This is a genomic window from Enterobacter sp. CRENT-193 (genome assembly GCF_002787395.1).
GTDB classification, from domain to species: domain Bacteria; phylum Pseudomonadota; class Gammaproteobacteria; order Enterobacterales; family Enterobacteriaceae; genus Enterobacter; species Enterobacter hormaechei_C.
The window spans coordinates 2,962,166-2,976,080 of sequence record NZ_CP024812.1 but is presented as its reverse complement, the minus strand read 5'-3'; the positions used below and the strand labels follow the sequence as shown (position 1 = coordinate 2,976,080).

12 protein-coding genes and 1 pseudogene are annotated in these 13,915 nt (G+C 51.4%); 3 read left to right on the top strand and 10 right to left on the bottom strand.

Annotation, left to right across the window (positions count from 1 at the left end; genetic code table 11):
- Nucleotides 1-30: 30 nt before the first annotated feature.
- The 3 genes from CU081_RS14875 to CU081_RS14870 form a co-directional block, all read right to left on the bottom strand.
- Complete coding sequence (locus CU081_RS14875) at nucleotides 31-441, bottom strand: Exc2 family lipoprotein (RefSeq protein ID WP_003856751.1); 411 nt, start codon at nucleotides 439-441, stop codon at nucleotides 31-33.
- An 11-nt stretch (nucleotides 442-452) separates the two neighbouring features.
- The gene (locus tag CU081_RS26850) at nucleotides 453-581 is read right to left on the bottom strand and encodes a KPN_01571 family protein (protein ID WP_210911827.1); all 129 of its coding nucleotides are present in this window, start codon (nucleotides 579-581) and stop codon (nucleotides 453-455) included.
- Nucleotides 582-699: 118 nt separating this feature from the next.
- The gene (locus CU081_RS14870; protein ID WP_017384232.1) at nucleotides 700-873 is read right to left on the bottom strand and encodes a YciY family protein; all 174 of its coding nucleotides are present in this window, start codon (nucleotides 871-873) and stop codon (nucleotides 700-702) included.
- A gap of 143 nt (nucleotides 874-1,016) precedes the next feature.
- Between CU081_RS14870 and cls the strand changes: the two genes are divergently transcribed.
- Nucleotides 1,017-2,477, top strand: coding sequence for a cardiolipin synthase (gene cls / locus CU081_RS14865; protein WP_003856750.1), 1,461 nt, complete (start codon nucleotides 1,017-1,019; stop codon nucleotides 2,475-2,477).
- A gap of 33 nt (nucleotides 2,478-2,510) precedes the next feature.
- Nucleotides 2,511-2,840, top strand: coding sequence for an HI1450 family dsDNA-mimic protein (locus CU081_RS14860; RefSeq protein WP_006810881.1), 330 nt, complete (start codon nucleotides 2,511-2,513; stop codon nucleotides 2,838-2,840).
- A 31-nt stretch (nucleotides 2,841-2,871) separates the two neighbouring features.
- Here the strand turns inward: CU081_RS14860 and CU081_RS14855 are convergent.
- From CU081_RS14855 to CU081_RS14820, 7 genes and pseudogenes are all read right to left on the bottom strand, one after another.
- A pseudogene (locus tag CU081_RS14855) lies at nucleotides 2,872-3,739 on the bottom strand (ion transporter).
- A gap of 14 nt (nucleotides 3,740-3,753) precedes the next feature.
- A complete protein-coding gene (gene oppF, locus CU081_RS14850; protein WP_003856743.1) occupies nucleotides 3,754-4,758 on the bottom strand; it encodes a murein tripeptide/oligopeptide ABC transporter ATP-binding protein OppF in 1,005 nt (334 codons plus the stop codon).
- A complete protein-coding gene (locus CU081_RS14845) occupies nucleotides 4,755-5,768 on the bottom strand; it encodes an ABC transporter ATP-binding protein (protein WP_003856742.1) in 1,014 nt (337 codons plus the stop codon). The genes oppF and CU081_RS14845 overlap by 4 nt, the downstream gene beginning before the upstream one ends.
- A gap of 11 nt (nucleotides 5,769-5,779) precedes the next feature.
- Nucleotides 5,780-6,688: an oligopeptide ABC transporter permease OppC gene (oppC, locus tag CU081_RS14840; RefSeq protein WP_003856740.1), complete on the bottom strand. Its 909-nt coding sequence runs from the start codon at nucleotides 6,686-6,688 to the stop codon at nucleotides 5,780-5,782.
- Nucleotides 6,689-6,700: 12 nt separating this feature from the next.
- Entirely contained in the window at nucleotides 6,701-7,621 is a 921-nt protein-coding gene (gene oppB / locus CU081_RS14835) for an oligopeptide ABC transporter permease OppB (RefSeq protein ID WP_022651360.1), read from the bottom strand.
- An 82-nt stretch (nucleotides 7,622-7,703) separates the two neighbouring features.
- Complete coding sequence (oppA, locus tag CU081_RS14830; protein ID WP_003856736.1) at nucleotides 7,704-9,335, bottom strand: oligopeptide ABC transporter substrate-binding protein OppA; 1,632 nt, start codon at nucleotides 9,333-9,335, stop codon at nucleotides 7,704-7,706.
- 769 nt (nucleotides 9,336-10,104) lie between these two features.
- Entirely contained in the window at nucleotides 10,105-10,752 is a 648-nt protein-coding gene (locus CU081_RS14820; protein ID WP_003856732.1) for a YchE family NAAT transporter, read from the bottom strand.
- Between the two features lie 480 nt (nucleotides 10,753-11,232).
- Between CU081_RS14820 and adhE the strand changes: the two genes are divergently transcribed.
- Complete coding sequence (gene adhE / locus CU081_RS14815; protein WP_022651362.1) at nucleotides 11,233-13,914, top strand: bifunctional acetaldehyde-CoA/alcohol dehydrogenase; 2,682 nt, start codon at nucleotides 11,233-11,235, stop codon at nucleotides 13,912-13,914.
- Nucleotide 13,915: the final 1 nt, after the last annotated feature.

The window sequence follows — 13,915 nt, the reverse complement described above, 5'->3', positions numbered from 1 at the left end:
GGAATTACGGTATCCCCTTAATCAGTTGCGCTATTGTACGCCGTTATAGCCATCAAGATAAGTCGCGGCCAGTTCGTTGCCAAATAATATGGCGTCTTTACTGTCCATGTCCGATGACCATTTATCCTTCGTGTTGCCTGCGAACAATTCCTGAGACGTCGCATTTTCTTTTAGCTGATCGCGAATGCTTTGTGCGTATTCACTGGCTTCAGCCTGAGTCCGCCCTTCCGCGCGGTCAGCTTTGCCCCGGGCATAAAGCTCGCGGAACTGCGCCACGTTCAGCTGATAATTTTTCTGCACGCTGGAGGTGTAATTGCCGCCAGTAAAGCTGGACTGATGCGACACGAAATAAAACGCGTGCCGTTCGGGTGAGGTTTTGCTGCTGGCACAACCGCTTAATATCGCAATCCCAAAGAGTGCTGCCATTACTTTTCCGTTCATCCTTTGTTCCTTTAATAAAGCCAATGTATTCCGCATGCGAAAACATAATCTGCCAATGAGGAAAATGACGAAAGTCCTAAATCTTCCCTGAGCGCATCCAGCGCCAAAAGTACAATAAAAATCCAGAGATAAGGATTCATCTTTTAATATCATGACGTTAAGGGGACTTAGTATATCGCGGAAAGCAGATGGGAAGAGACTGCAAAAATTGATAGCCTGGATGTTTAATGGGCACCTTTACGGTGCCCTTCATGCTTTTCAGATGTCCTGGACCGCGAACAACAGCGCGTTACGGTGTCTGTTCAGGCCACATTTTCTGATGGCGTGGATACGCATATTGCGGCGGGATTGTGCTTCCAGCCAACGAGCCTTACGACGACTCACCTGTCGCAACATGCGCCAGCGCCCAACTTCAGTTCTACTGCGCTTCATGTCTACAACTCTTTCTCTAACAGAGATGCCATTATATGCCTAAGCAGGCGGCAAACCAGCGCTTTTATCTGGTGTTTTTATTTGCCAGATGAATCCTGATGCGTAAACTCATAACAATACGCTTTCAAAAGGATTTTTTATTTATGACAACCTTCTACACCGTGGTGAGTTGGCTGGTCATTTTAGGATACTGGCTGTTAATTGCCGGGGTGACGTTGCGCATTCTGATGAAACGCAGAGCGGTACCTTCCGCCATGGCCTGGCTTCTGATTATCTATATTCTGCCGCTGGTGGGCATCATCGCCTATCTCTCTTTCGGTGAACTTCATCTGGGTAAACGCCGCGCCGAACGCGCCCGCGCCATGTGGCCCTCCACGGCGAAATGGCTTGCAGACCTTAAAGCCTGCAAGCATATCTTCGCTGAAGAGAACAGCAGCGTGGCCGCATCTCTGTTCAAGCTGTGCGAACGCCGCCAGGGGATTGCTGGGGTAAAAGGTAATCAACTGCAACTGATGACCTCTTCCGATGATGTGATGCAGGCGCTGATCCGTGATATCCAGCTCGCACGGCATAATATCGAGATGGTGTTTTATATCTGGCAGCCGGGCGGCATGGCGGACCAGGTCGCCGAATCACTAATGGCCGCTGCACGTCGCGGTATCCACTGCCGCCTGATGCTGGACTCCGCCGGCAGCGTGGCCTTTTTCCGTAGCCCGTGGGCAGGCATGATGCGCAACGCCGGTATCGAGGTGGTCGAGGCGCTGAAAGTGAATCTTTTCCGCGTCTTTCTGCGCCGCATGGATCTCCGCCAGCACCGGAAAATGGTTCTGATCGATAACTATATCGCCTACACCGGCAGCATGAACATGGTTGACCCCCGCTTCTTCAAGCAGGATTCCGGCGTGGGGCAATGGATCGATCTGATGGCGCGGATGGAGGGACCGATCGCGACCTCAATGGGTATCGTCTACTCCTGCGACTGGGAAATTGAAACCGGTAAACGCATACTTCCCCCGCCCCCGGATGGCAATATCATGCCGTTTGAGGAAGCCAGCGGGCACACTATCCACACTATCGCATCCGGTCCTGGCTTCCCGGAAGATCTGATCCATCAGGCACTGCTGACCGCCGCCTACTCCGCGCGGGAATATCTGATCATGACCACGCCCTATTTCGTTCCCAGCGACGACCTTCTGCATGCCATCTGTACAGCGGCACAGCGCGGAGTGGATGTGAGCATTATTATGCCGCGCAAGAACGATTCGCTGCTGGTGGGATGGGCAAGCCGCGCGTTCTTTAGTGAGCTGCTGGCCGCAGGCGTTAAAATTTATCAGTTCGAAGGCGGGCTGTTACATACCAAGAGCGTGCTGGTGGACGGAGAGCTGAGTCTGGTGGGCACCGTTAACCTCGATATGCGCAGTCTGTGGCTGAATTTTGAAATTACGCTGGTCATTGATGACGCCGGGTTCGGTGGCGATCTGGCAGCGGTTCAGGACGATTATATCTCCCGCTCACGCCTGCTGGACGCCAGACTGTGGGCGAAACGTCCGCTGTGGCAGCGAATTGCCGAACGACTGTTTTACTTCTTTAGCCCGTTGCTGTAAAACGTGCCCAACGATGTTTAACAGGTAGTCATCATGGAAATGGATCTGAACAATCGCCTGACCGAAGACGAAACGCTCGAACAGGCCTACGATATTTTTCTCGAGCTGGCGGTCGATAATCTCGACCCTGCTGACGTCATTCTTTTCAACCTGCAATTTGAAGAGCGTGGCGGTGCTGAGCTGTTCGATCCGTCTGAAGACTGGGCCGAACACGTCGATTTTGACCTCAATCCGGACTTCTTCGCCGAGGTGGTGATTGGCCTGGCAGATGAAGACGGCGGAGAAATTAACGACATCTTTGCCCGCGTCCTGCTGTGCCGCGAGAAAGACCACAAACTGTGCCATATTCTCTGGCGCGAATAATAAAAAAGGCTGCCCGCGCAGCCTTTTTTATTTAATCCGGTAAGGCATTTCCACAGCGGTGACAAAACCGCGCGCCGGGTTCATGATTCCCCTGCTGACAATTCGGACATTTGCGTTGCTGCTTGCTGTTCTGGAAGGCGCTGCTCATATGGGTGGTAATTAACCCCGTTGGTATCGCTATTACTGAATAGCCGATCAGTATAAGAACCGATGCCACAATACGTCCGAGCGGCGTATGCGGGGTAATATCGCCATAGCCCACGGTGGTCACCGTGACGATAGCCCAGTAAACAGACGCATTAAGCGTGGTAAACCCGTATTTTGGCCCTTCGATTAAATACATCAGGGAGCCAAAAACGATCATCACGATAGCAATAAACGAATAGAAGAGAATCAGCTGGTGGCGAGCGCTGACAATGGCGACCCAAAAAACCCGCAGCGACGGCATAAAGCGCAGCAGTTTGAGAATTCGTAACACGCGAATCGCCCGCATTGCGCGCCAGGCAAACACATAATTCAGGCTGATCTCAGGCCACAGCCACATGACATACAGCGGCAGGATGGTGGCTAAATCAATAAATCCCCAGAAGCTGAAAACGTATTTCGCCGGATTTGGCCAGCTAATGACCCTCAGCACATATTCCGCGGTAAACACCAGCGTGACAATCAATTCCAGCCAGACGAAAACGTGCCACTCCTCATACGTCATATGGTACTGCGTTCCGGCGCCGGATTCGATAAAGATAATAATGACGCTAATCAGGGCAAATAAACCACACAGGCCTTCGAAACGGCGACCGGAAACCGTCTCAGGATCAAATAAAAGGTGATACAGCCGCTGACGGGCCGACGTGAATAATCGCGACACATTAACCTCGAAAAATAAGGGCTGACATCATGTCAGCCCTTGCGATTATAACGGGTCTACTTTCAGGCAGGAAACCGCATGTCGGAAACTGCCCTCCAGAACCGGCCGTGTTTTTGCACATTCCGGCCCGGCTATTGGGCATCGCGTACGGAATACGCAGCCTGAAGGCGGGTTGATTGGCGAAGGCAGTTCACCTTCCAGAAGCTGAATGGTTTTATTTTTTTCCAGATCGGGATCCGGAACGGGAACCGCAGACATCAGCGCTTTGGTATAAGGGTGCAGCGGATTGTGGTACACCTCATCATACGTACCCAGCTCCACGGCGTGGCCCAGATACATGACCAGCACACGGTCCGAAATGTGTTTTACCACCGCCAGATCGTGGGCGATGAAGATCAGCGACAGCCCCATTTCCCGTTGCAGTTTCTGTAGCAGGTTAACCACCTGGGCCTGGATGGAGACGTCCAGCGCCGAAACCGGTTCATCACAGATAATCAGTTTTGGTTCAAGGATCAACGCGCGTGCGATACCGATACGCTGGCACTGACCGCCGGAAAACTCATGTGGGTAGCGGTTTATGAGGTTAGGTAACAGACCCACCTTGAGCATCATCGCTTTCACCCGATCGCGAACTTCCTGGCGCGGCATCTTCGGATGATAGGTGCGCAGCGGCTCGGCAATGATTTCGCCAATGGTCATACGCGGGTTCAGGGACGCCAGCGGATCCTGGAAAATCATCTGGATGTCGCTGCGCACGTCGCGCCATTCATCCGGCTTCATCCCCAGCAGATCTTTGCCAAGCCAGGCCACTTTCCCGTCGGTGGCTTTAACCAGGCCGATGATCGCACGCGCAAATGTCGATTTGCCGCAGCCAGATTCACCCACCACGCCCAGGGTCTCCCCTTCGTACAGGCGTAGCGTGACGCCATCCACCGCTTTCAGGGTTTTGGCAGGCTGCCAGAACCACTGTTTACCGTCTTTGATATCGAAATGGACCTTCAGGTCAGCGATTTCGAGCAGCACATTTCTTTTTTCGTCGATTGCGTTCATACCAGCTCCTCCAGCGGCTTAAAGCAGGCGCGCAGACGGCCAGGGACAAACGCTTCCAGCGGCGGTGCGCTGTTACAGATTTCCATCGCATGCGGACAACGCGGCTGGAACGGACAGCCTTTTGGCAGACGCAGCAGGTTTGGCGGGTTACCCGGGATAGTCAGCAGCGACTCCCCTTCCGCATCAAGGCGCGGTACGGCATTCAGCAACCCGATAGAGTACGGATGGGCTGGCTGGTAGAACACATCGCGGGCATTACCGTATTCCATCGTGCGACCTGCATACATGACTAACACTTTGTCGCAGATCCCGGCAACGACGCCTAAATCGTGGGTGATCATGATGATGGCGGTGTTGAACTCGCGCTTCAGCTCGTTCAGCAACGTCATGATCTGCGCCTGGACGGTCACGTCCAGAGCGGTGGTCGGTTCATCAGCGATCAGCAGTTTTGGCCGACAAAGCAATGCCATCGCGATCATGACGCGCTGGCGCATACCGCCGGAGAATTCGTGCGGATACATGCGCATGCGCTTACGTGCCTCAGGCATTTTCACCGCATCCAGCATTTTGACGGACTCTTCAAACGCTTCGGCTTTACCCAGCCCCTTGTGGAGCATCAGCACTTCCATCAGCTGTTCGCCCACACGCATATAGGGGTTCAGGGACGTCATCGGGTCCTGGAAAATCATTGAAATCTGCTCGGCGCGCAGCTTATTCAGCTCATGTTCCGGCAAATTCAGGATCTCTTTTCCGTTAAACGTCGCCGAACCACCGATCACGCCGTTTGATGCCAGCAGGCCCATCAGCGCGAATGCGGTCTGGGATTTACCGGAACCGGATTCGCCCACAATGCCCAGCGTTTCACCGGCACGCAGGTCGAAGTTGAGATCGTTAACGGCAGTAACATCACCGTCGGGGGTTTTAAACGTCACGCGGAGGTCTTTAACGTCCAGCAGTGCGCTGGTCCGCTGTTGCGCCTGTGGCGCGGTTGCCGTTTCAATAATAGTCATGACGGCGCTCCTTAACGGTCTTTCGGGTCGAGGGCATCACGCAGGCCATCGCCGATAAAGTTGAAACAGAACAGGGTGACGACCAGGAAGCCCGCCGGATACAGCAGTAACCACGGTGACACTTCCATGGAGTTTGCGCCATCACTTAACAGAGCGCCCCAGCTACTCAGCGGCTCTTGCGTACCTAATCCCAGGAAGCTCAGGAAAGATTCAAACAGGATCATACTTGGCACCAACAGGGAGGCGTATACCACCACCACGCCCAGCACGTTAGGAACGATATGACGCACCACAATATTGGCGGTAGAAACGCCACCAACCTGTGCGGCTTCGATAAACTCCTTACGTTTGAGGCTCAGCGTCTGGCCGCGCACAATACGCGCCATATCCAGCCAGGACACCATCCCGATCGCCACGAAGATCAGCAGGATATTTTGACCAAAGAAGGTCACCAGCAGAATGACGAAGAACATGAACGGGAAGGAGTTCAGGATTTCTAGCAGACGCATCATCACGGAGTCTACTTTCCCGCCGAGGTATCCGGAAAGCGAACCGTAAAGCGTGCCGACGATCACCGCCACCAGCGCCGCCGCGATGCCAACCATCAGGGAGATACGGCCGCCAATCGCCACTCGCACCAGCAAATCACGCCCGGAAGAGTCGGTACCGAAATAGTGCCCGGATTCCATATCCGGCGCGCTGGACATCATGCCCCAGTCCGTATCGAAATAGGTGAACTGAGAGAGCATTGGCGCCAGGGTGACAAACAGCGCAATAAGCACCAGCACGACCAGGCTGGCAACGGCGGCGCGGTTATGCATAAAACGACGGCGGGCGTCCTGCCAAAGGCTACGACCTTCAACCTCCAGCTTTTCACTGAAGTTTTCCAGCGCCTCGCTGTTTTTCTTACTCAACATCATGGCGTGCTCCAGTTAGTAACGGATTTTAGGGTCGATAACGGCATACAGCACATCGACAACGGCATTAAACAGAATGGTCAGCGCGCCCACGAGGATCGTCAGGCTCAGCACCAGCGAATAGTCACGGTTAAGCGCCCCGTTAACAAACAGCTGCCCGATGCCCGGCAGGCCATAAATGGTTTCAATCACCATTGAACCGGTGATAATGCCGACGAAAGCAGGCCCCATATAGGAGAGTACCGGTAACAGTGAAGGCTTGAGGGCATGACGGAAAATAATCCGGCGCATCGGCAGCCCTTTCGCACGGGCGGTACGGATGAAGTTCGAATGCAGGACTTCAATCATTGAACCGCGGGTAATACGGGCGATACTGGCGATGTAGGCCAGAGATAATGCCACCATCGGCAATATCATGAACTTCAGCGCCCCGCCGTTCCAGCCGCCTCCGGGAAGCCATTTCAGGGTTATGGCGAATATCATGACCAGCAACGGCGCAACAACGAAGCTGGGGATAACCACCCCGGTCATTGCGACCCCCATTACGGCGTAATCCCATCGGGTATTTTGTTTAAGCGCGGCGATAACGCCCGCAGTGACACCGAGAACAACGGCCAGGATAAATGCAGCAGCTCCTAATTTAGCCGATACCGGGAAGCTGGACGCCACCAGGTCGTTAACGGAATAGTCTTTATATTTAAATGACGGACCAAAATCACCGTGTGCAAGCTGCTTCAGATAGTTGAAGTACTGCGTGGTGATAGGATCGTTTAAATGGTATTTCGCTTCGATGTTGGCCATAACTTCTGGCGGAAGCGTGCGTTCACCGGTAAAAGGACTGCCCGGTGCAAGACGCATCATGAAGAAGGAAATTGTAATTAGAATAAATAACGTTGGAATCGCTTCAAGACAGCGACGCAGGATAAATTTCAACATTGCCCGTACCTTCTGGCGTGTGCCTGATGAATGTTACAAAATAGACACAGTGGGGCAAGCTCGCTCGCCCCACGTATTGCCATTAATGCTTGATAATATAAAGATTCTTAACGGAAATATTATCCAACGGGTCTTTACCGGTATAACCCCCTACCCATGGTTTCACCAGGCGGGCGTTAACGTAGTAGTAAACCGGAACGATCGCAGAGTCTTTATCGAGCTGTTGTTCTGATTTCGCGTACAGATCGGCGCGCTGGGCGTCATCTGCCACCTTCAGGGTTTCGCCAATCAGCTTATCAAACGCCGGGCTCTTATAGTGTGCGGTGTTGTTCGAACTGTCGCTCAGCATGGTGTTCAGGAATGAGGTCGGTTCGTTATAGTCCGCACACCATCCTGCACGTGCCACGTCAAAGGTTCCCTGGTGGCGCGTATCGAGGAAGGTCTTCCATTCCTGGTTTTCCAGCTTCACGTTCACGCCGAGGTTTTTCTTCCAGATAGACGCGACGGCAATAGCCAGTTTTTTATGCAGATCAGAGGTGTTGTACAGCAGGCTAAAGGTCAGCGGCTTGTCGGCGGTATAGCCAGCTTCAGCCAGCAGTTTTTTCGCTTCTTCGTTACGTTTTTCCTGGGACCATTTGAACCATTCAGGTTCAACCAGCTTCATACCGTCGGTGTAAGGCGGGGTGTAGCTGTAAGCTGGCAGGTCGCCCTGATTCTTCACTTTATTCACGATAATGTCGCGATCCAGAGCCAGCTTCAGTGCGGTACGAACACGTACGTCGGTGAACGGTGCTTTCTGGTTGTTAATTTCGTAATAGTAGGTGCACAGATACGGATCGACGTGAACTTCTTTCGGGATCTCTTTTTTCAGCTTCTGGAACAGTTCAATCGGCATGTTGTTATAGGTCATGTCGATTTCACCACTGCGGTAGCGGTTTACGTCCGTCACTTCAGAAGAGATTGGCAGGTAGGTGACCTGATTGATAACGGTCTTCGCATTATCCCAATACTGCGGGTTGCGCTCCAGCACCATACGTTCGTTAACGACCCAGTCCTTCAGCTTATATGCACCGTTGGTCACGATATTCGCAGGCTGCGTCCATTTTTCACCAAATTTTTCCACCGCGGATTTTGGTACCGGGGAGACGGACGGGTGAACCAGCAGCTTATAGAAGTACGGAACAGGTTCGCTCAACGTCACTTCAAAGGTATTGGCATCGATGGCTTTTACGCCCAGGTCGGTTACTGGCTTTTTACCCGTGATGATGTCATCGATATTGGCAATATGGCCATACTGGAGGTAACTCGCATACGGGGAGGCGGTATTTGGATCCGCCAGACGCTGCCAGCTATAGACGAAATCTTCGGCGGTAACCGGCGTACCGTCGGACCATTTGGCATCTTTACGCAGATGGAAGGTCCAGACTTTAAAATCTTTGTTGTCCCATTTTTCCGCCACGCCCGGAGCCGGGTGGCCGTCTACGTCAGTCACCAGCAGACCTTCAAACAGATCGCGGTTAACGTTAGACTCTGGAACACCTTCAATTTTGTGCGGATCAAGAGACTGCACTTCCGCACCGTTATTACGTACCAGCGTTTGCTTCTCAGCCAGCTGAACACCAGCAGGAACGTCCGCAGCCATTGCAGCGTTGCCCGCGATTAGCGCAGTTAAAATCCCCGCCGCTACCAGACTTTTTTTTGTGATGATGGACATTGTGTTGATACTCCACTCATTATAATGACTGGCCTTCGCCAGTTGTGTAATCCCCTGTTGGGGCCTGTACAGCGCAGGAGTTTTTTTTGCTACTGTCAGGTTCTTTTTTACTTCTTGCTATCACCGACTTCATTATTACTGACCGCTCGTACGGCGGTCTTGCGTCGATTCTTTACACCTTTCCCCTGTCAGAGAGATGCATTGGATATCTTACGTGAGGGCTATATGAAAATAGTTCTCATCAACTTGTTTAATGCTGCAAAATATAAGGCCGGAAAGTACCAAATGGTGCCAACTCTCGCCAATACATTTTGCAAATTTGTTAAGCATTTCTCTTTTACGATGGCTGGCATAACTAAGGCGCTAACCCTGGCTTACGCCGAAATCAACAAAAAGAGATATAATTCATACAGATAAGAAATTTTGTTGCTCCAAACGCGACGACATGGCTTAGTTGAACGAATTTTCACGATAATTTAACAATTGATTATTATTTAGCACATTCGTCTGAGTCAGCATCGAAATTACTAATATCATTTCGGTTATCTGTCAGCAAGCCCCAGAGTATCATGTGAGTAAAATAACAGAGGGTTTGAGGGATTTATGCGCGGCAAGGGGAAATGAAAATAAACAACCTCTTGAAAAACAACAAAAGAGAGTTATTAGTAGAACTTATTATGACTGGCGCCTATTTCAACTTTATTTATATGATTTGCAGATAATCACGTAAAAAAAACGGAGCCGCTGGCTCCGCTCTTTCAAATGAAAGTCAGTGTACTAACCCGGGGAAAATACTTTTTATACCGGTAACGATAAATTCGATGCCCAACGCCATTAACAACAGACCCATGATACGGGTAATCACGTTGATGCCCGTTTGTCCCAGCAAGCGAACCAGCCATGGCGCCATACGAAATACGCCCCAGCAGCACAGCGCGAACAGCGCAATGGCGACGGAAAAGCCAATCAGGTGCATCGGGCTGTGGTAGCGCGTTCCCCAGACAATGGTGGAACTGATCGCCCCCGGGCCCGCCATCAGCGGCAGTGCCAGTGGCACAACCCCAATGCTCTCGCGGATAGCTGTCTCTGATTTTTCCTGCTTGTTCTGTTTATCCTCCCCCAGCTTGCCGCTGATCATCGACATGGCAATCGTCACCACCAGGATCCCGCCTGCTATACGGAACGAATCAATCGAGATGCCGAAGACCTGAAGAATGGCGTCCCCGAGATAAAGAGACGTAAGTAGGATGATCGCCACCGACAGGTTTGCCGTCAGGTTGGTTTTATTTCGTGCCGCAGCCGTCTGATAGCTGGTCATACTGATGAAGACAGGGATGATCCCTACCGGGTTAACAAGAGCAAACAAGCCGATAAAAAACTTGAAATATGTAGGGAAATCAAAGAGCGTTTGAATCACATTAAGCTCCGCAATTGAGCATGTCCAGGGAGAAACTGCGTGTCATGATAAATCCGCGCTGAAGATACGCTTTTTAGCCGCACACTTCACCAGAAATCTGTTCTTAAACGTTATCAATTCATGATGTTAAACATTTGTGTAATCAATGATATTGCCGCTTCCAATAGTTACTTAATTATTTAACAGTAGAATAATTAGCACAAAATAACCCTGCTGAAAGGTATCAGCTTAGGACAAAATTGATCTTGATCATAATTTTCGTACTCAGAAGTGAGTAATCTTGGTTACGCCGCCAGGGAGATCACCTATCAAAAAGGTATGATGCTAAGGTAAGGCTCTTTTAGTAAATTAGTGAGCTGGAGCAGTGAGTAATCCTTTGTTTTACTGTGTGTTACGCAAGTGGGATCGGCTCTGACTATACTGTCAGACGTATCGAGCGCTGGTTTACTAAAAGAGTTTAAACATTATCAGGAGAGCATTATGGCTGTTACCAATATCGCTGAACTGAACGCCCTCGTCGAGCGCGTAAAAAAAGCCCAGCGTGAATATGCCAATTTCACCCAAGAACAGGTTGATAAAATCTTCCGCGCGGCCGCTCTGGCTGCTGCTGATGCTCGAATCCCTCTCGCTAAAATGGCCGTTGCCGAATCCGGCATGGGTATCGTTGAAGATAAAGTGATCAAAAACCACTTTGCTTCAGAGTATATCTACAACGCCTATAAAGATGAGAAAACCTGCGGTGTGCTGTCAGAAGACGATACTTTCGGCACCATCACCATCGCAGAACCGATCGGCATCATTTGCGGTATCGTTCCAACCACTAACCCAACCTCTACCGCCATCTTCAAATCTCTCATCAGTCTGAAGACACGTAACGCAATCATTTTCTCTCCGCATCCACGTGCGAAGGACGCCACCAACAAAGCAGCAGATATCGTGCTTCAGGCTGCCATTGCGGCGGGTGCGCCAAAAGATCTGATCGGCTGGATCGACCAACCTTCTGTTGAACTGTCCAACGCCCTGATGCATCACCCGGACATTAACCTGATTCTGGCGACCGGTGGTCCTGGTATGGTTAAAGCAGCATACAGCTCCGGTAAACCAGCCATCGGCGTAGGCGCAGGTAATACCCCTGTTGTGATCGACGAAACGGCAGATATCAAGCGTGCAGTTGCTTCTGTGCTGATGTCTAAAACCTTCGATAACGGCGTTATCTGCGCATCTGAACAGTCTGTTGTCGTGGTTGATTCGGTATACGACGCCGTTCGAGAACGTTTCGCCAGCCACGGCGGCTACCTGTTGCAAGGTAAAGAACTGAAAGCCGTTCAGGACGTGATCCTGAAAAATGGCGCGCTGAACGCAGCTATCGTAGGTCAGCCAGCGTATAAAATTGCTGAACTCGCTGGCTTTAGCGTCCCTGCTACCACCAAAATTCTGATTGGTGAAGTGAAAGTCGTTGATGAAAGTGAGCCGTTTGCTCACGAGAAACTCTCCCCAACGCTGGCAATGTACCGTGCGAAAGATTTTGATGACGCGGTAGAAAAAGCAGAGAAACTGGTGGCAATGGGCGGTATCGGCCACACCTCTTGCCTGTACACCGATCAGGATAACCAGCCTGAGCGTGTTGCTTACTTCGGTCAGAAGATGAAGACGGCACGTATCCTGATCAACACCCCTGCTTCTCAGGGTGGTATCGGTGATCTGTACAACTTCAAACTCGCACCTTCCCTGACTCTGGGTTGTGGTTCCTGGGGTGGTAACTCCATCTCTGAAAACGTTGGTCCAAAACACCTGATCAACAAGAAAACCGTTGCTAAGCGAGCTGAAAACATGTTGTGGCACAAACTTCCGAAATCTATCTACTTCCGCCGCGGCTCTCTGCCAATCGCGCTGGATGAAGTGATTACTGATGGCCACAAACGTGCGCTCATCGTGACTGACCGTTTCCTGTTCAACAATGGCTATGCAGACCAGATCACCTCTGTTCTGAAAGCGGCTGGCGTCGAAACTGAAGTCTTCTTTGAAGTTGAAGCTGACCCAACCCTGAGCGTTGTCCGTAAAGGTGCTGAACTGGCGAACTCCTTCAAACCTGATGTGATCATCGCACTGGGTGGCGGTTCCCCAATGGACGCCGCGAAAATTATGTGGGTGATGTACGAGCATCCGGAAACTCACTTCGAAGAACTGGCGCTGCGCTTTATGGATATCCGTAAACGTATCTACAAGTTCCCGAAAATGGGCGTGAAAGCGAAAATGATCGCCGTCACCACTACTTCCGGTACTGGTTCAGAAGTGACTCCATTTGCCGTTGTGACTGATGACGCAACCGGTCAGAAATACCCGCTGGCTGACTACGCACTGACGCCAGATATGGCTATCGTTGACGCCAACCTGGTCATGGAAATGCCGAAATCACTGTGTGCGTTCGGTGGTCTGGATGCGGTAACTCACGCTCTGGAAGCTTACGTTTCCGTACTGGCTTCTGAGTTCTCTGACGGTCAGGCTTTGCAGGCGCTGAAACTTCTGAAAGAAAACCTGCCAGCTTCTTACAACGAAGGTTCGAAAAACCCTGTTGCGCGTGAACGTGTACACAGTGCGGCAACAATCGCGGGCATCGCGTTTGCTAACGCCTTCCTGGGTGTCTGTCACTCTATGGCGCACAAGCTGGGTTCACAGTTCCACATTCCTCACGGTCTGGCGAACGCCCTGTTGATCAGCAACGTTATCCGCTATAACGCCAACGATAACCCAACCAAGCAAACTGCATTCAGCCAGTATGACCGTCCACAGGCGCGCCGTCGTTATGCTGAAATCGCAGATCACCTGGGTCTGAGCGCACCGGGCGACCGTACTGCCGCGAAGATCGAAAAACTGCTGGCATGGCTGGAAAGTCTGAAGGCGGAACTGGGTATTCCTAAATCTATCCGCGAAGCAGGCGTTCAGGAAGCTGACTTCCTCGCTCACGTAGATAAGCTGTCTGAAGATGCATTCGATGACCAGTGTACTGGTGCTAACCCGCGCTACCCACTGATTTCCGAACTGAAACAGATCCTGCTGGATACTTATTACGGTCGTAACTTCACTGAAAGCGATGTCGCAGCCGTAAAAGTTGAAATCCCCGCAGTTGTAAAGGCTGAAAAGAAAGCGAAGAAAAACGCTTAGT